Raw genomic sequence first — 17,844 nt, 5'->3', positions numbered from 1 at the left:
ATCTCCTCCTGGGGCAATCGTGCCCTGAAACCAAGAAAGGCCACCCAAACATGTTGGGTGGCCTCTCTCGAAAGAAGTCCGGCGGTGTCCTACTCTCCCACAGGGTCCCCCCTGCAGTACCATCGGCGCAAAGAGTCTTAGCTTCCGGGTTCGGAATGTAACCGGGCGTTTCCCTCTTGCTATGGCCGCCGAAACACTATTGATTTACAGTCTTCGCGACATAGCTCTCACTTCATCAGTGACAGAGCTTGTCGAGATTCCCGACCGTAGATCGGGAACCACAAAGTGGACGCGAGAATCATCAAAAAACATGATGTTGTCAAGTTATCGGCTTATTAGTACCGGTCAGCTGCACGTGTTGCCACGCTTCCACATCCGGCCTATCAACGCAGTAGTCTAGCTGCGAGCCTCTCCCCCTAAGGGATGGAAATCTCATCTTGAAGCTGGCTTCCCGCTTAGATGCTTTCAGCGGTTATCCATTCCGAACGTAGCTAATCAGCGGTGCTCCTGGCGGAACAACTGACACACCAGAGGTTCGTCCATCCCGGTCCTCTCGTACTAGGGATAGATCTTCTCAAATTTCCTACGCGCGCAGCGGATAGGGACCGAACTGTCTCACGACGTTCTAAACCCAGCTCGCGTACCGCTTTAATGGGCGAACAGCCCAACCCTTGGGACCTACTCCAGCCCCAGGATGCGACGAGCCGACATCGAGGTGCCAAACCATGCCGTCGATATGGACTCTTGGGCAAGATCAGCCTGTTATCCCCGAGGTACCTTTTATCCGTTGAGCGACAGCGCTTCCACAAGCCACTGCCGGATCACTAGTCCCGACTTTCGTCCCTGCTCGAGCCGTCACTCTCACAGTCAAGCTCCCTTGTGCACTTACACTCGACACCTGATTGCCAACCAGGTTGAGGGAACCTTTGGGCGCCTCCGTTACTTTTTGGGAGGCAACCGCCCCAGTTAAACTACCCATCAGGCACTGTCCCTGAACCGGATTACGGTTCTAAGTTAGACATCCAGAGTGACCAGAGTGGTATTTCAACAATGACTCCACGAACACTGGCGTGCCCGCTTCAAAGTCTCCCACCTATCCTACACAAGCCACACCGAACACCAATACCAAACTGTAGTAAAGGTCACGGGGTCTTTCCGTCCTGCTGCGCGTAACGAGCATCTTTACTCGTAGTGCAATTTCGCCGAGTTCGCGGTTGAGACAGCTGGGAAGTCGTTACGCCATTCGTGCAGGTCGGAACTTACCCGACAAGGAATTTCGCTACCTTAGGATGGTTATAGTTACCACCGCCGTTTACTGGGGCTTAAATTCGCAGCTTCGCTTACGCTAACCGCTCCTCTTAACCTTCCAGCACCGGGCAGGCGTCAGTCCGTATACATCGTCTTGCGACTTAGCACGGACCTGTGTTTTTAGTAAACAGTCGCTTCCCACTGGTCTCTGCGGCCTTCAAGGCTCAGGGAGTAAATCCCGTCACCAATCCGGCCCCCCTTCTCCCGAAGTTACGGGGGCATTTTGCCGAGTTCCTTAACCACGATTCTCTCGATCTCCTTGGTATTCTCTACCTGACCACCTGAGTCGGTTTGGGGTACGGGCGGCTGGAACCTCGCGTCGATGCTTTTCTTGGCAGCTTAGGATCACCCACTATCCCTTTCGGGTCCGCATCGTGTCTCGGCCGTCACGAGAGACGGATTTGCCTATCTCTCAGCCTACGCACTTGCACCGGGACAACCATCGCCCGGCTTGGGCTACCTTCCTGCGTCACACCTGTTAATACGCTAGCCGCACCAGCATGGGGTCGAGCGTTAGGCCGGCTGCTTCACCCCGAAGGGATCCATCTGCCGGATTAGGACTCTTAGCACTACTGGATTAGCTTGGGCGGTTCTTCGCCGGTACGGGAATATCAACCCGTTGTCCATCGACTACGCCTGTCGGCCTCGCCTTAGGTCCCGACTTACCCAGGGAAGATTAGCTTGACCCTGGAACCCTTGGTCTTTCGGAGGACATGTTTCTCACATGTCTTTCGCTACTCATGCCTGCATTCTCACTCGTGTGGCGTCCACGGCTGGGTCACCCCGCCGCTTCACTCGCCACACGACGCTCTCCTACCGATCCGCACGGCTGGACCACGAAGGCCTACCTATAATGCGAATCCTACGACTTCGGCGGTGTGCTTGAGCCCCGTTACATTGTCGGCGCGGAATCACTTGACCAGTGAGCTATTACGCACTCTTTCAAGGGTGGCTGCTTCTAAGCCAACCTCCTGGTTGTCTCTGCAACTCCACATCCTTTCCCACTTAGCACACGCTTAGGGGCCTTAGTCGGTAGTCTGGGTTGTTTCCCTCTCGACGATGAAGCTTATCCCCCACCGTCTCACTGCTGCGCTCTCACTTACCGGCATTCGGAGTTTGGCTGACGTCAGTAACCTTGTAGGGCCCATCGGCCATCCAGTAGCTCTACCTCCGGCAAGAAACACGCAACGCTGCACCTAAATGCATTTCGGAGAGAACCAGCTATCACGAAGTTTGATTGGCCTTTCACCCCTATCCACAGCTCATCCCCTCGGTTTTCAACCCAAGTGGGTTCGGTCCTCCACGACGTCTTACCGTCGCTTCAACCTGGCCATGGATAGATCACTTCGCTTCGGGTCTAGGGCATGCGACTGAATCGCTCTATTCGAACTCGCTTTCGCTACGGATTCCCCTCACGGGTTAACCTCGCCACATACCACTAACTCGCAGGCTCATTCTTCAAAAGGCACGCTGTCAGAGCTGCTAGGGCTCCTCCAACGGTTTGTAAGCAGACGGTTTCAGGTACTATTTCACTCCCCTCCCGGGGTACTTTTCACCTTTCCCTCACGGTACTTGTCCGCTATCGGTCATCTGGGAGTATTTAGGCTTACCAGGTGGTCCTGGCAGATTCACACGGGATTTCTCGGGCCCCGTGATACTTGGGATCCCTTCCGCCTCTGCACGACATTTCGGTTACGGGACTGGCACCCACTATGGTCGGCCTTTCAATGCCGTTCACCTATATCGCGCACGTCGACGTGTACTTCGGCAGAAGTACGTGAAGGTCCCACAACCCCGACCATGCAACGCCTGCCGGCTATCACACATGATCGGTTTGGCCTGTTCCGGTTTCGCTCGCCACTACTAACGGAATCACTGTTGTTTTCTCTTCCTGTGGGTACTGAGATGTTTCACTTCCCCACGTTCCCTCTACCCGCCCTATATATTCAGGCGGGAGTCATCAGGTCGCACAAGTACGCCTGACGGGGTTTCCCCATTCGGAAATCCTCGGATCAAAGTCTGCTTATCGACTCCCCGAGGCTTATCGCAGATTGCTACGTCCTTCTTCGGCTCCAGATGCCAAGGCATCCACCGTCTGCTCTTAGAAACTTGACTACATGAGTTTTGAATCGCTTCGAGCTCAGCTGCCAAAGGCAACCGAGCGCGAAATGACCAGTGTGTCTGATCGAAATCAGACCACTATTTGTAGATCAGCGATTTCCGGCTCGACCGAAGTCGTTCCGTACTTTCGCGAATCTAAGATGCTCGCGTCCACTGTGTAGTTCTCAATTTACGGGCGGTACTCCGTCTGTTTCGGATCTCAGATCCGAGCCAGTCGAAGTCCAGAGGATGGTTTCGGCTGCTGAAGCAGCCGGCCCGGTCCCTCAGGACCCAACAGCGTGCATGCCTCGTGCGTTCCCTGTCGATTCGTTCCTGCCGGCAAGCCGACGTACTGGAATCTCGAGGTTCTGCTCGAGGCCTATGTCAATGTTCCACCCATGAGCTCCGGCCGAGAACATGTGTCTCGGATCCGGCTCTGTCAGATCCGAAGATCTGCAGTGCTCCTTAGAAAGGAGGTGATCCAGCCGCACCTTCCGGTACGGCTACCTTGTTACGACTTAGTCCTAATCACCGATCCCACCTTCGACGGCTCCCTCCAAAAGGTTGGGCCACCGGCTTCGGGTGTTACCGACTTTCATGACTTGACGGGCGGTGTGTACAAGGCCCGGGAACGTATTCACCGTGGCGTTGCTGATCCACGATTACTAGCGACTCCGACTTCATGAGGTCGAGTTGCAGACCTCAATCCGAACTGAGACCGGCTTTTTGGGATTCGCTCCACCTTGCGGTATTGCAGCCCTTTGTACCGGCCATTGTAGCATGCGTGAAGCCCAAGACATAAGGGGCATGATGATTTGACGTCATCCCCACCTTCCTCCGAGTTGACCCCGGCAGTCTCCTATGAGTTCCCACCATTACGTGCTGGCAACATAGAACGAGGGTTGCGCTCGTTGCGGGACTTAACCCAACATCTCACGACACGAGCTGACGACAACCATGCACCACCTGTATACGAGTGTCCAAAGAGTTCTACATTTCTGCAGCGTTCTCGTATATGTCAAGCCTTGGTAAGGTTCTTCGCGTTGCATCGAATTAATCCGCATGCTCCGCCGCTTGTGCGGGCCCCCGTCAATTCCTTTGAGTTTTAGCCTTGCGGCCGTACTCCCCAGGCGGGGAACTTAATGCGTTAGCTGCGACACGGAATCCGTGGAATGGACCCCACATCTAGTTCCCAACGTTTACGGCATGGACTACCAGGGTATCTAATCCTGTTCGCTCCCCATGCTTTCGCTCCTCAGCGTCAGTTACGGCCCAGAGATCTGCCTTCGCCATCGGTGTTCCTCCTGATATCTGCGCATTCCACCGCTACACCAGGAATTCCAATCTCCCCTACCGCACTCTAGTTTGCCCGTACCCACTGCAGGCTGGAGGTTGAGCCTCCAGTTTTCACAGCAGACGCGACAAACCGCCTACGAGCTCTTTACGCCCAATAATTCCGGACAACGCTTGCACCCTACGTATTACCGCGGCTGCTGGCACGTAGTTAGCCGGTGCTTTTTCTGCAGGTACCGTCACTTTCGCTTCTTCCCTACTAAAAGAGGTTTACAACCCGAAGGCCGTCATCCCTCACGCGGCGTTGCTGCATCAGGCTTGCGCCCATTGTGCAATATTCCCCACTGCTGCCTCCCGTAGGAGTCTGGGCCGTGTCTCAGTCCCAGTGTGGCCGGTCACCCTCTCAGGCCGGCTACCCGTCGTCGGCTTGGTGAGCCGTTACCTCACCAACTACCTGATAGGCCGCGAGTCCATCCTTGACCGAAATTCTTTCCAGCTCCTAGCCATGCGGCTGAAGCTCGTATCCGGTATTAGACGTCGTTTCCAACGCTTATCCCAGAGTCAAGGGCAGGTTACTCACGTGTTACTCACCCGTTCGCCACTAATCCACCGGAGCAAGCTCCGGCTTCATCGTTCGACTTGCATGTGTTAAGCACGCCGCCAGCGTTCGTCCTGAGCCAGGATCAAACTCTCCGTAAATGTTTGATTGCAACAGCGGTCGAAACCGCTGCGCACATCTGTTGTCACAGCTGCCGGGGAAAACCGGTGGGCTGCGACGAGTTTGATCTGACTGTTAGATCGTCTACTGACAATCAATCAATCCAAAGGAATCTCTACAACCGGTCAGACCGGTTGCCGAGGTTATTTGGCATTTGACATAGTGCACGCTGTTGAGTTCTCAAGGATCGGGCGCTCAAGAAGACTTTCCGTTTCCGGAAGGTTTTCAGGGCAACTGTCCTAACTTACCACACCCCGCCACAAGTTTTTCACGGCCTGGCCGCTTCAACTCTTCAGGACTCGAGGCCCTGGATTCGGAGTGGGTTTCCCATCCTAGACATCGAATCTCACACCATCAAGGTGCTGTTCAAATCTCTAGGAGGATGGTCCCGCTTGAGGCCGGGAAGCTCTTCCGCTTCCCGCACCTTTGGGGTGACGAGTGATTACTTTACGGGTGACCGGGGGTCGTGCCAAATCTAGGCGCATCCCGGGCGTGTCGCCCCATTTTCCGGGCTTCAGCCGGCCGGCACGCAGTAGGTCTCGACCCATTCGTCGATCCCCGAGGCCGACACCGCAGCGGTGATGATCTCCACGTTCTGGTCGTTGTCGATCTGACGCGCGATGTCGACGTTGTCGACGATCCCCTGGCCGGTCTCGGCCAGGGTGGCGACGCCGGCCTGGATCTCCGTCGGAGCGACCTCCGCGGCCGCCGTCCAGCGATCGACCCACACCTGCATTTCGTCGAGGGACGACTCGATGGAGAAGCCGCGCTGCGGCCAGCTGTAGATCGGCGGCTCGAGGTACGTCGGATCCGCCTGAACCTGCGCGCAGAACTCCGCGCTGGCCGCGACGGTCGCTTCGAACTCGCGGGCGTCGGTCCACGCCCCGTAGGCGACCACGCCTGCCACGGCGGCCACGCCCGTCATGATCAGCCCGATCACGATCGTGGCCTTGTCGAGTGCGATCGTCCAGCCCCGACGCCGCGCGCTCAGCGCTGCGGTCACGATTCCCGCGACGAACCCGACCGGCGGAAGCACGAACGCCAGCGCGAAGGCGATCCATTCGGCCGGCCGCGGCTTCGCCAGATCGCCGAAGTCAACCAAGGGCGACCCGGACCCGACCACCGCCGGATCCACCGGGTCGTCGCCGGGCGGCAGCGCGCCCGAGCCATCGACGACGCCGGTGTCGGCGCGCACCGCCAGGTGCGCGGTGGCGTCCGACCGCGCGGACACCGGCTCGGCCGCCGGCGGCTCGAGGCGGGGCGGCTCGGCCGAGAAGTACGGCGAGGCGGAGTCGACGGGGTCGACGTCGTCCAGATCGGGGCCCGCAAGCCCCAGCGCCTCGAACCCGCCGTCCGTCGCTCCGTCGGACTCGGCGGGACGCGGTTCGGCGCTCGGGGCGCTCGGCCATCCGGTCACGGCGATCGCCGGCGGCGCCTCGGGCTCGGGCCGCGGCAGGGTCGGCTGCTCTGCGACCGGCGGCTCCGGCACCCAGGCGTCGGCCGCGGGCTCCACGGGCGGCGTAGTCGGCGCGGCGGCGAGCGGCGCGGGCGGCGCCCAGTCAGGTGCCGCGACGCCGTCGGGCGCGGCGGCGCCCTCCCAGCTCGGCGGCGGGGCCGGCGTCGACGGCTCCGCCTCGCCGACGAGAGGCGGGGCGGGGGCGACCGTGGTCGGCGGCTCCCAGCTCGGATTCTCGGCGGGCGGCGCGGGCTGCTCCCAGCTCGGCGCGGCAGCCGGCGGCGCGGCCTGCTCCCAGCTCGGCGCGGCAGCCGGCGGCGCGGCCTGCTCCCAACTCGGCGCGGCGGCGGGCGGCGCGGCCTGCTCCCAACTCGGGGCGGCGGCCGGTGCGGGAGGCTCCCAGCTCGGCGCCTGCGCCTCGGGGGCCGGCGCCTCCCAATTGGTGGCCTGCGGCTCGGGGGCCGGCGGCTCCCAATTCGTGTGCTGCGGCTCAGGGGCCGGCGGCTCCCAATTCGTGTGCTGCGGCTCAGGGGCCGGCGGCTCCCACGACGGTGCGGCGGCCGGCTGGTCCCAGCTCGGCGGGGGCGCCGCCTGCGTGGGCGCATCCCAGCTCGGGGCGGCCGCGGGCGGCGACGCCGTCGGGGGGCCCCACTCCGGAGCGGTCGGCGCCGCGGGCGCGGTCGGCGCGCCCCAGCTCGGTGCGGCAGTCGGAGGAGCGTCGGCGAGCGGCGTCACCGGCGGCACGTCGGCCGCGAAGCCGTCGAGCGAAGGGGCGACGTAGTCGCTGTCCGACCACGGGCTCGGCGCGGCGGACTCCGGCGCGGCCGCCAGCTCGTCGGCGCCCACGAACTCGGGAGCCTGCCCTTGCTCCGCGAGACGGCGCGCACGCCGCGACATCTCGCCGGGTACGGGCGTCTCGCCGTTATTCGGGTCGCCCCCGGGCGTCCAGTTCATGGTTGTCCTCCGATAGCGGCGGCCTCAGCCCGCCAGATGTTCCGCGCGACGGCGAAGCTCCCCCGGACGACGCGGTGTCTCATCCGATCACAACACCCGCGAGAGTCTTCTTGCCTCGCCGAAGAATAGCGACCCCACCTGCGAGAACCTGATCGCCGACCACCGTCGACGGGTCCTCGACGCGCGCGTTGTTGAGATACACGCCGCCCTGCGAGATCGCTCGCCGCGACTCGCTCAGGCTCTTGGTGAGAGTCGTGTCGACCAGCAGCTGTTCGATCGTCGACTCGGCGGAAGCGGGCGCGGACGGCAGCTCGGCGACCGCCGCGCGCAGCGTATCGGCGTCGAGCGCGGTCAGATCCCCGTTGCCGAAGAGCGCCTCGGCTGCGGCGAAGGCGGCACTCGTGGCGTCGTCGCCGTGTACGAGGCGCGTGACCTCGCGCGCCAGGACCCGTTGCGCCTCGCGCCGGAACGGCTCGTCGGCGACCGCGCGCTCGAGGCGTTCGATCTCGTCACGGTCGAGGAACGTGAACACCTTCAGCCGCGCGATCACGTCGGCGTCGTCGGTGTTGAGCCAGAACTGGCTGAACGCGTAGGGGCTCGTCATCGCGGGGTCGAGCCAGATGGCGTTGCCCTCGCTCTTGCCGAACTTGGTGCCGTCGGAGTTGGTGATGAGCGGGGTGCCGATCGCGTGCACGCTCACCCCTTCGGCCCGGTGCACGAGGTCGGTGCCGCTCGTGAGGTTGCCCCATTGGTCGCTGCCCCCGGTCTGCAGCACGCAGCCGTAGCTTCGGTACAGCTCGAGGAAGTCCATGCCCTGCAGGATCTGGTAGCTGAACTCGGTGTAGCTGATCCCGGCCTCGCTGTTGAGACGCGCCGACACCGCATCCTTCTTCAGCATCGTGCCGACGCGGAAGTGCTTGCCGACCTCGCGGAGGAAGTCGATCGCGCTCAGCGGCGCCGTCCAGTCGAGGTTGTTGACGATGCGGGCCGCGCTCTCGCCCTCGAAGTCGAGGAAGCGCTCGATCTGGCTCTGCAGGTAGCCGACCCACTCGGCCACGGTCTCCCGCGTGTTGAGCGTGCGCTCGGCCGTCGGTCGCGGATCGCCGATGAGCCCCGTCGATCCCCCGACGAGCCCGAGCGGCCGGTGTCCGGCGAGCTGCAGGCGACGCATCGTGAGCAGCTGCACGAGGTTTCCGAGATGGAGGCTCGGGGCGGTGGGGTCGAAGCCGCAGTAGAACACGATGGGCGGGCCGGAGAGAAGTGCCTTCAGCTCCGCCGGATCGGTCGAGACGTGGACCAGCCCGCGCCAGAGCAGCTCGTCCCAGATGTCGTCGAAACGAGGGTCATTGCGCTGTTCAGGAAGCGTCGAGGCGGCGGACACCGGGAAAGACTACCAGCGGGCATCCGGCTTCCCCGGTCGACATGCGTCAAGTTTGGATGCTTGATTTCGGTGAATCAAGCCCCTATGCTTTATTTCTCCGGAATCAAGGGACAAGACATGATTGTTCTCACCGCGGATCAGATCGACAGTCGGCACCAGCGCGACCTCGCCGAGCCGACCCTCCTGCACCTCGACGAGCTCGTCGGCCCGCGGCTCGCGCGACCCGCCGAACGCACCGCGGGCGACGAGATCCAGCTGGCGACCGCCGATGCCGACGCCGCACTCGCCGCGCTGCTCGCCCTCACCCGACGCGACGAGTGGAGCGTCGGCATCGGCATCGGCACGGTGCGACGCCCCCTGGCCGCCACCACTCGCGCCATGAGCGGAAGCGCCTTCATCCACGCCCGCGACGCGGTCGAGGCGGCGAAGAAGCGCCCCACCCGCTTCGCGCTGCGCGCCGACCCCGCGGTGGAACCCGCCGCGACGGAGCTGGAACCGCTCCTCGATCTGCTGCTGCTGCTGCGCGCACGACGGACCCCCGAAGGCTGGGAGCTCGCGGAGCTGCTGGACACCGGAATGACGCAGCGCGCGGCCGCCGAGCGGCTCGGCATCAGCCCGCAGGCGGCCAGTCTGCGCGGCCAGAGCGCCCACCTGCGGGTCGAGACCGCGGCGCGCGCGGCGCTGACCGCGATGCTCGCCCGGGCCGACCAGACTGGAGACGGGAAGGACCACTCATGATCGTCGCTCTGCTCTTCGCCTGGATCGGCGGGCTCCTGCTGATCGCGGGCGCGCTCGTCGTCTCCGCACTCGCCCTGCCCCTGCGACAGCCCGCGCTCTCGCTCGTCGCGCTCCTGCCGGTGGGTGTCGCCGGTGCACTGATCGCCTTCGACGCCGAGCTGCCCGCCCCTGAGCCCGCCTTCCAGACGCTGCTCGGCATCGGCTTCGTGCTCCTCGGGGTGGTCGCCGGCGGACCGCTCGCCAGCTTCGTGCTGCAGCTCGCGAACCGCGGCTCCTCGCTGCCCGGCGCCCACGGCGGCATCCTCGTCGCCGAGTCCGGCGACTCACCCGCGCGCGAGGTGATGCGCGGAGGCTCCACCATCGGCTACCTGGAGCGCACCGCGATCGTCGGAGGCATCCTGCTCGGCCGCTTCGAGATCGTCGCGGTCGTCGTCGCGATCAAAGGTCTCGGACGCTACTCGGAGCTGGACCGCGCCGAGTCGCGCGAGCGATTCATCATCGGCACGCTCGTGAGCTTCGTCTGGGCGGGGGCCTGCGCCCTGCTCGTCGCGCTCTAGTCGGCGGCCGGAGCGGACAGGCTCGCCACGCGAGCACGGAGCTCGGCGAGCTGCTCGGCGACGCGCGCCGGAGCCGTGCCGCCGACGCCCGCGCGGCTCGCGAGCGAGCCCTCGACGGTCAGGACATCGCGCACGTCGCCCGTCAGCCGCGGGTCGATCGCGGCGTAGTCCGCGTCGCTCGGCTCGTGCAGCTCGAGGCCGCGCTCCTCGCACAGCCGCACCAGTGCGCCCGAGATCTCGTGCGCCTCGCGGAACGGCACCCCCTGACGCACCAGATGGTCGGCCACATCGGTCGCGAGCGAGAACCCTTGCGGAGCGAGCTCCGCCATCCGCTCCTCATCGAACGCGAGGGTCGCCACCATGCCGGTGAAGGCCGGCAGCAGCACCTCGAGGGTGCGCACCGAATCGAAGACCGGCTCCTTGTCCTCCTGCAGGTCGCGGTTGTAGGCGAGCGGCAGCCCCTTGAGGGTGGTCAGCAGCCCGGTGAGGTTGCCGACCAGCCGCCCCGACTTGCCTCGCGCGAGCTCCGCGATGTCGGGGTTCTTCTTCTGCGGCATGATCGACGAGCCGGTCGAGTACGCGTCGTGCAGCCGCGCGAACCCGACCTCGCGCGTCACCCAGAGGATGATGTCCTCCGAGAAGCGAGACAGGTCGATACCGAGCTGCGCGGCGATGTAGGCGAACTCGGCCACCACGTCGCGTGCGCTCGTCGCGTCGATCGAGTTCGGCAGCGGGTCGCCGAGGCCGAGCTCTGCGGCGATCGCCCGCGGGTCGAGCCCGAGCGCACCGCCGGCGAGAGCGCCCGCGCCGTACGGCGAGCCGGTCGCTCGGGCGCGCCAGTCGCGCAGGCGCTCCAAATCACGCACGAGCGGCCACGCGTGTGCCATCAGGTGGTGGGCCAGGAGGATCGGCTGGGCGTGCTGAAGGTGCGTGCGCCCCGGCATCACCGCGGTCGGATGCTCCGCGGCGCGATCGGCGATGACGCCGATCAGCTGAGAGACCTGCGCCGTGATCGTCGCGGCGTGGTCGAGCAGGTACAGCCGCACCAGGGTTGCGATCTGGTCGTTGCGGCTGCGGCCGGCGCGCAGCTTGCCGCCGAGCTCCGGGCCAAGGGCTGCCACGAGTTCGCGCTCCAGCGCGAAGTGCACGTCCTCATCCGAGTCGCGCGGACGGATCGAGCCGTCGGCCACACCCGCGTCGATCGCGTCGATGCCCGCGAGCATCCGCTCGAGCTCGTCGGCGGTCAGGAAGCCGGCCGCGGCGAGCGCGCGCGCGTGGGCGCGCGAGCCGCGCAGGTCATAGGGCGCGAGCTCCCAGTCGAAATGGGTCGAGCGACTCAGCGCCTCGAGCTCGGGAGAGGGGCCGTCCGCGAAGCGGCCGCCCCACAGCGCCGCGCCGTCGCCACTCGCGCTCACGAGCGGAACCGTCCCGCGGTGCAGGCAACGAGCTCGGGAACGGTCATGGCGTGCTTCTCCTCGGACATCGTCGTTCAGTCTAGGGCGCGCGGCGAAGGAGGCCGCAGTAACGTGGAGCCATGAGTGACGACGCCGCCGTGCCGCCGATCCCGCCCGCACCGTCGAACGGATCCGTGCCGCCGCCGATCGCCGAACCGGCCGCTGCTCCCCCGGCGTCGCCCGCCGCGGTGACCCCTCCGGCCGCGAGTCCCGCCGCCGCGGCCCCCGCGGCGCCGAACCCGTACGCGGCGAACCCGTACGCGACGAACCCGTATGCGACCGCCACCTACGGTGCACCGCCGCCCACGAGCGCGGGTCGACGCACCTGGGATGTCGTGCTGACGATCGTGCTGCTCGCCCTGGGCCTGTTCGGCATGCTCCTGGGACTCCTGATGGCGGCGGTTCTCCCGCTCACCATCGAAGACTCCGGCGGATTCGCCGACCCGGACCTGATCGCGGGCGACCAGGCCGTGATCATCATCAGCCACCTGGTGCTCTACGCCGCCGCGGCCACCGTGTCGATCATTCTGCTCGTGCGCCGCACGATCGCGTTCTGGGTTCCGCTGACGGCGGGGATCATCGCCGCGATCATCTTCTGGGCGACGTTCGCGGGCGCGATGGTCGCCTCCGGCGCCTGACCTGCGCGCTCAGGCGCGCTCGAGCAGCCAGGCGAGCAGTGCCTTCTGGGCGTGCAGGCGGTTCTCCGCCTCATCCCAGATGACGCTCTGCGCGCCGTCGATGACCTCGGCCTCGACCTCGTAGCCGCGGTCGGCCGGCAGGCAGTGCAGGAAGATCGCGTCGGGCTTCGCGAGCGTCATCAGCTCGCGCGTCACCTGGTAGCCGCCGAACGTCGCCACGCGGTGCGCCTTCTCCTCCTCCTTGCCCATCGACACCCAGGTGTCGGTGACCACGACGTCGGAGCCGGCGACCGCTTCGAGGGCGTCGGTGTAGATCGTCACCGAGCCGCCCGTCTCGGCGGCGCGGCGGTCAGCATCCGCCACCACGCTCTCCGCCGGGGCGAACTCCTCGGGGGCGGCTACGCGCACGTGCATGCCCGCGGTCGCGCCGGCCAACAGGTAGCTGTGCGCCATGTTGCTCGCGCCGTCGCCCAGGAACGTCACCGTGAGGCCCGCCAGCTCGCCCTTGTGCTCGCGAATCGTGAGCAGGTCGGCGAGCAGCTGGCAGGGGTGGAAGTCGTCGCTCAGCGCGTTCACGACCGGCACGCGGGTGCCCGCCGCCATCTCCTCCAGGCCCGCCTGCGCGTAGGTGCGCCAGACGATCGCGCTGACCATGCGCTCCAGCACGCGCGCCGTGTCGGAGGGGGTCTCCTTGCCGCCGAGCTGGCTCGACGCGGTTGAGATGATCAGCGGGCTGCCGCCGAGGTCGGCGATGCCGACCGCGAAGCTCACCCGGGTGCGCGTCGACGACTTGTCGAAGATGACGGCGACGGTCTGCGGGCCCTCCAGCGGGCGACGGCCCCAGCGATCCGCCTTCATCTCGGCGGCGAGGTCGAGGATCTCGGACTGCTCGGCGGCGCTCAGGTCGTCATCGCGAAGGAAGTGGCGGGTCATGGGGTGTCTCCTGCAGGGGTCTGGACGTCGGACAGGGCGGCGGCGAACTTCTCCGCGAACTCGGCGATCTCGGCCTCGCCGATCGTGAGCGGCGGGGCGAGACGGATGCGCGAATCGGTCGTCGCGTTGATGATCAGCCCGCGCTGGTGCGCGGCCGCGACCAGTGCCGCCGCGACCGGCTGGGTGAGCACGATGCCGATCAGCAGACCGGCGCCGGTCACCTCGCGCACCAGCGGCGAGGCGAGACCCTCGACCGCCGCACGCAGCTCGACGCCGCGGCGGGCCGCGTTCTCGACCAGGCCGGCGCGCTCGATCTCGGCCAGCACGGCATCCGCCGTCGCCGTGGCGAGCGGGTTGCCGCCGAAGGTCGACAGGTGCTGACCGGGCTGGAACAGGTCGCTGGTCGCCCCGAAGGTGACCAAGGCGCCGATCGGCACTCCGCCGCCGATGCCCTTCGCCAAGGTGATCGCGTCCGGGACGATGCCCTCGCGCTGGAACGCGAACCACTCCCCCGTGCGGCCGGCGCCGGTCTGGATCTCGTCCAGGATCAGCAGCGCGCCGTGCTGGGTGGTCAGTTCGCGGGCGCGGCGCAGGAAGCCCTCCGGCAGCTCGACGACCCCCGCCTCGCCCTGGATCGGCTCGATCACGATCGCCGACAGCTCGTCGCCGTGCTCGGCGAACTCCGCCTCCAGCGCCTCCATCGTCGGGGCGATGTGCGCCGCCCCCGGCACGAGCGGTTCGAACGGGGCCCGCAGCGCCGGCTTGCCGGTGAGCGAGAGCGAGCCCATCGTGCGTCCGTGGAACGAGGCCTCGAGCGCGACGATGCGGGTGCGCCCGGTCAGCCGGGCCAGCTTGATCGCCGACTCGATAGCCTCCGCCCCCGAGTTCGCGAAGTACACGCGGTCGCCGCCGCTCAGCCGCACCAGCCGTTCGGCGAGCGCCAGCTGCGGTTCACTCGCGAAGTAGTTCGAGATGTGCACCAGACGCGAGGCCTGCGCGTGGATCGACTCCACGACGACCGGATGCGCGTGCCCCAGCGCGTTCACCGCGATCCCGGCCAGGAAGTCCAGGTACTCGTTGCCGTCGACATCCCACACCCGCGCGCCCTCGCCGTGGTCGAGGATCGCGAACGGGCGCGGATTGGTGCGCATCATGACATCGGTGAACCGCGCCACGATCTCCGGGGTCCGCGCGCTCATGCGGGCACCACCTCGGTGCCGATGCCGGCGTCGGTGAAGATCTCCAGCAGGATCGAGTGCGGGCGACGGCCGTCGATGATCGCCGCCTTGGCGACCCCGCCGTTCACCGCCTCCAGGCACGCCGACATCTTCGGGATCATTCCGCTCTCCAGACTCGGCAGCAGGGCCGTCAGCTCCGTCGCATCGATCATCGAGATGAGCGAATCGCGATCCGGCCAATTGCGGTACAGGCCCGCGACATCCGTCAGCACCACGAGCTTCGCGGCGCCCAGCGCGACCGCGAGCGAGGCGGCGGCCGAGTCGGCGTTCACGTTCAGCGACTGGCCGGCCGCATCCACGTCGGGGGCGATCGAGGAGACGACGGGGATGCGCCCCGCCGCGATCTCGGCCAGCACCGCGGCCGGGTCGACCTCGACCACATCGCCGACCTGGCCGATGTCGACGGTCTCGCCGTTCACCACGGCGCCCCGGCGGCGACCCTTGAACAGTCCCGCATCCTCGCCGGAGATCGCCGAGGCGAGCGGGCCGTGCTCATTGATCAGGCTGACGATCTCGCGGCTCACCTGACCGGTGAGCACCATGCGCACGATCTCCATCGCCTCCGGCGTCGTCACCCGGTAGCCGCCGACGAACTCGCTCGGAATGCCGAGCCGGTCGAGCATCGACGAGATCTGCGGACCGCCGCCGTGCACCACCACCGGCTTCAGGCCGAGGTAGCGCAGGTAAACCATGTCCTGGGCGAAGGCGCGCTTCAGCTCGTCGTCGACCATGGCGTTGCCGCCGAACTTGATCACGACGATCTCGCCCGAGAAGCGCTTCAGCCAGGGCAGCGACTCGATCAGCGTCGCCGCCTTCAGCTCCGCCTGGGCGGCGCGCGGATCGAGGGATTCCAATTCGTTGTCGGTCATGAGCTGTAGGCGCTGTTCTCGTGCACGTAGTCGTGGGTCAGGTCGTTGGTGAAGATCGTCGCGGTCTGCTCGCCCGACTTCAGGTCGACGAGCACGTGCGTCGCGCGCGGGCTCAGGTCGACCTCCTCGCGCGGACGGTCCGGGCCGCCGTTCGAGCAGACGCGGACGCCGTTCATGCTGACATCGACCGCGTACGGGTCGAACTCGGCGCTCGTCGTGCCGATCGCCGCCAGCACGCGGCCCCAGTTCGGATCGTTGCCGAACACGGCCGCCTTGAACAGGTTGTTGCGGGCGATCGAGCGGCCCACCTCGACGGCGTCATCCTCGCTCGCGGCGTTCACGATCTCGATCGTGATGTCGTGGCTGGCGCCCTCGGCATCCGCCTGAAGCTGCGTCGCCAGGTCGAGGCAGAGCTCGGTCAGCATCTCGGTGAACAGTGCCAGGTCGGGGCGGATGCCGGAGGCGCCGCTCGCCATCAGCGTCACCTGGTCGTTGGTCGACATGCAGCCGTCGGAGTCGAGGCGGTCGAAGCTGACCCGGGTGGCGGCGCGAAGCGCCGTGTCGAGCTCGGCGCTCGACAGGTCGACGTCGGTCGTGATGACCACGAGCATCGTCGCCAGGCCCGGGGCGAGCATGCCCGCGCCCTTCGCCATGCCGCCGATCGTCCAGCCGTTCCGGGCGCGGATCGCGGTCTTGGGGTGGGAATCCGTGGTCATGATCGCGCGGGCGGCGGCGGCCCCGCCGTCGGCGCGAAGCGCATTCGCGGCCGTCGCGACGCCGGGCAGCAGCTTTTCGCGGTCCAACTGCAGGCCGATCAGGCCGGTCGAGCAGACGAGCACGTCGCCGGCCGAGACGTCGGCGTCGAGGCGCTGCAGGGACTCGGCGACCGCCTCGGCGGTCGCGTGGGTGGTCTGGAACCCTTCGGCGCCGGTGAAGCAGTTGGCGCCGCCCGAGTTGAGCACGATCGCGCTCACCTCGCCGTCGGCGATAACCTGCTTCGACCAGATGATCGGGTTGGCCTGCGCGCGGTTGCTGGTGAACACGGCGGCGGCGCTGTGCAGCGGGCCGCGATTGACGACAAGAGCGAGGTCGGGGTTGCCGTTCGACTTCAGGCCGATGGCGATGCCGGCAGCCAGGAATCCGGTGGGGGCGGTGACGGTCACGGGGCGACTCCGTTCACGGGCAGGGCGCGGTGCTCGTCGAGACCGAGCGCCAGATTGGCCGACTGGATGGCGGCACCGGCGGTGCCTTTGACGAGATTGTCGACCGCCGCGACGACGACGACCCGAGCGGCCGCCTCATCGACCGCGAGGCCGAGAAGCGCGGTGTTCGCGCCGAGCACGTCGGCGGTGCGCGGGAAGACACCCTCGGGCAGCAGCTGCACGAAGGGCTCGCCCGCGTAGGCGGTCTCCCAGGCGGCGCGCACCGAGGCGGCGTCGACACCGGGAGCGAGCCGCGCGGTGGAGGTGGCGAGGATGCCGCGCGACATCGGCACCAGCACCGGGGTGAACGAGAGCGTCACTTCGGAGGCGCCCGCCCAGCGCAGCGCCTGCTGGATCTCGGGGATGTGGCGGTGGGTGCCGCCCACGGCGTACGGGTTCGCCGAGCCGAGGATCTCGCTCGCGAGCAGGTTCGTCTTCAGGCTCTTGCCGGCACCCGAAGGCCCGACGGCGAGCACGCTCACCAGGTCGGTCGCCTCGATCACCCCGGCCGCGATGCCGGGAGCGAGGGAGAGCGCGACGGTGCTGGCGTTGCAGCCGGGGGCGGCGATCCGACGGGCGGCGGCGAGCCGTTCGCGCTGGCTCGGGCCCTCGTGGCGGGGCAGCTCGGGCACGCCGTACTCCCAGGCGCCGAAGAAATCGCCGCCGTAGAAGGCCGCCCAGTCCGTCTCCGACTCGAGGCGGTGATCCGCTCCGCAGTCGATGACGAGGGTGTCGGCGGGCAGCTGCGCGGTGATCGCGCCGGAGGCGCCGTGCGGGAGGGCGAGGAAGACGACGTCGTGGCCGGCGAGGGTCTCGGGGGTCGTCTCGACGAGCGTCAGATGTGCGAGGGAGCGCAGGTGCGGCTGGGCCGCGATGAGCGGCTGACCGGCGTTGCTGTGCGCGGTGACGGTGCGGATCTCGAAATCGGGGTGACCGGCGAGCAGCCGCAGCAGCTCGCCGCCCGCATAGCCGCTCGCGCCAGCGACGGCAACGGAATAGGGCATG

11 protein-coding genes and 3 rRNA genes are annotated in these 17,844 nt (G+C 66.4%); 3 read left to right on the top strand and 11 right to left on the bottom strand.

Annotated elements, in window-relative coordinates:
- Positions 1–76: 76 nt before the first annotated feature.
- The 5 genes from rrf to tyrS form a co-directional block, all read right to left on the bottom strand.
- Positions 77–193: ribosomal RNA gene (gene rrf, locus ACR3ZA_RS11805) — 5S ribosomal RNA — on the bottom strand.
- Positions 194–315: 122 nt separating this feature from the next.
- A 23S ribosomal RNA gene (locus ACR3ZA_RS11800) occupies positions 316–3,423 on the bottom strand.
- Between the two features lie 454 nt (positions 3,424–3,877).
- Positions 3,878–5,400: ribosomal RNA gene (locus ACR3ZA_RS11795) — 16S ribosomal RNA — on the bottom strand.
- Together the 16S, 23S and 5S rRNA genes form the textbook arrangement of a ribosomal RNA operon.
- Before the next feature lie 533 nt (positions 5,401–5,933).
- Positions 5,934–7,829 (bottom strand): hypothetical protein, encoded by a 1,896-nt coding sequence (locus ACR3ZA_RS11790; RefSeq protein WP_473662139.1) that lies wholly within the window; start codon positions 7,827–7,829, stop codon positions 5,934–5,936.
- Positions 7,830–7,908: 79 nt separating this feature from the next.
- A complete protein-coding gene (tyrS, locus tag ACR3ZA_RS11785; RefSeq protein WP_473662138.1) occupies positions 7,909–9,210 on the bottom strand; it encodes a tyrosine--tRNA ligase in 1,302 nt (433 codons plus the stop codon).
- A 117-nt stretch (positions 9,211–9,327) separates the two neighbouring features.
- On the opposite strand from tyrS, the gene ACR3ZA_RS11780 reads away from it, so the two are divergent.
- Positions 9,328–9,948 carry a DNA-binding protein gene (locus tag ACR3ZA_RS11780; RefSeq protein ID WP_473662137.1) on the top strand — a complete coding sequence of 207 codons (621 nt, stop codon included), beginning with the start codon at positions 9,328–9,330 and terminating at the stop codon, positions 9,946–9,948.
- Positions 9,945–10,505 (top strand): hypothetical protein, encoded by a 561-nt coding sequence (locus ACR3ZA_RS11775; protein ID WP_473662136.1) that lies wholly within the window; start codon positions 9,945–9,947, stop codon positions 10,503–10,505. The genes ACR3ZA_RS11780 and ACR3ZA_RS11775 overlap by 4 nt, the downstream gene beginning before the upstream one ends.
- On the opposite strand, the gene argH is transcribed toward ACR3ZA_RS11775, so the two are convergent.
- Complete coding sequence (argH, locus tag ACR3ZA_RS11770; protein WP_473662135.1) at positions 10,502–11,920, bottom strand: argininosuccinate lyase; 1,419 nt, start codon at positions 11,918–11,920, stop codon at positions 10,502–10,504. The genes ACR3ZA_RS11775 and argH overlap by 4 nt on opposite strands.
- A gap of 119 nt (positions 11,921–12,039) precedes the next feature.
- Here argH and ACR3ZA_RS11765 point away from each other — a divergent pair, with 119 nt between their 5' ends.
- Positions 12,040–12,597 (top strand): DUF6264 family protein, encoded by a 558-nt coding sequence (locus tag ACR3ZA_RS11765; RefSeq protein WP_473662134.1) that lies wholly within the window; start codon positions 12,040–12,042, stop codon positions 12,595–12,597.
- Between the two features lie 9 nt (positions 12,598–12,606).
- Here the strand turns inward: ACR3ZA_RS11765 and argF are convergent, their stop codons facing one another.
- The 5 genes from argF to argC are packed head-to-tail and all read right to left on the bottom strand — an operon-like array spanning position 12,607 to position 17,843.
- The gene (gene argF, locus ACR3ZA_RS11760) at positions 12,607–13,530 is read right to left on the bottom strand and encodes an ornithine carbamoyltransferase (protein ID WP_473662133.1); all 924 of its coding nucleotides are present in this window, start codon (positions 13,528–13,530) and stop codon (positions 12,607–12,609) included.
- Positions 13,527–14,729 (bottom strand): acetylornithine transaminase, encoded by a 1,203-nt coding sequence (locus tag ACR3ZA_RS11755; RefSeq protein ID WP_473662132.1) that lies wholly within the window; start codon positions 14,727–14,729, stop codon positions 13,527–13,529. The genes argF and ACR3ZA_RS11755 overlap by 4 nt, the downstream gene beginning before the upstream one ends.
- A complete protein-coding gene (gene argB / locus ACR3ZA_RS11750; RefSeq protein ID WP_473662131.1) occupies positions 14,726–15,637 on the bottom strand; it encodes an acetylglutamate kinase in 912 nt (303 codons plus the stop codon). Before argB ends, ACR3ZA_RS11755 begins: the two co-directional genes overlap by 4 nt.
- On the bottom strand, positions 15,634–16,800 hold the full coding sequence (argJ, locus tag ACR3ZA_RS11745; RefSeq protein ID WP_473662130.1) for a bifunctional glutamate N-acetyltransferase/amino-acid acetyltransferase ArgJ: 1,167 nt from the start codon (positions 16,798–16,800) through the stop codon (positions 15,634–15,636). The genes argB and argJ overlap by 4 nt, the downstream gene beginning before the upstream one ends.
- Positions 16,797–17,843, bottom strand: coding sequence for an N-acetyl-gamma-glutamyl-phosphate reductase (argC, locus tag ACR3ZA_RS11740; RefSeq protein ID WP_473662129.1), 1,047 nt, complete (start codon positions 17,841–17,843; stop codon positions 16,797–16,799). The genes argJ and argC overlap by 4 nt, the downstream gene beginning before the upstream one ends.
- Between the last annotated feature and the right edge of the window lies 1 nt (position 17,844).

It is taken from the genome of Herbiconiux sp. J20-20 (genome assembly GCF_057365085.1).
Note: the sequence above shows the minus strand (reverse complement) of the source record. Positions and strands in the feature narration are given on the sequence as shown.

Bases quoted from the DNA above. Each gene is read 5' to 3' on its own strand.
- argF (WP_473662133.1), bottom strand. From the start codon at position 13,530: ATGACCCGCCACTTCCTTCGCGATGACGACCTGAGCGCCGCCGAGCAG.
- ACR3ZA_RS11790 (WP_473662139.1), bottom strand. From the start codon at position 7,829: ATGAACTGGACGCCCGGGGGCGACCCGAATAACGGCGAGACGCCCGTA.
- ACR3ZA_RS11765 (WP_473662134.1), top strand. From the start codon at position 12,040: ATGAGTGACGACGCCGCCGTGCCGCCGATCCCGCCCGCACCGTCGAAC.
- argB (WP_473662131.1), bottom strand. From the start codon at position 15,637: ATGACCGACAACGAATTGGAATCCCTCGATCCGCGCGCCGCCCAGGCG.
- ACR3ZA_RS11775 (WP_473662136.1), top strand. From the start codon at position 9,945: ATGATCGTCGCTCTGCTCTTCGCCTGGATCGGCGGGCTCCTGCTGATC.
- ACR3ZA_RS11780 (WP_473662137.1), top strand. From the start codon at position 9,328: ATGATTGTTCTCACCGCGGATCAGATCGACAGTCGGCACCAGCGCGAC.
- argC (WP_473662129.1), bottom strand. From the start codon at position 17,843: ATGCCCTATTCCGTTGCCGTCGCTGGCGCGAGCGGCTATGCGGGCGGC.
- ACR3ZA_RS11755 (WP_473662132.1), bottom strand. From the start codon at position 14,729: ATGAGCGCGCGGACCCCGGAGATCGTGGCGCGGTTCACCGATGTCATG.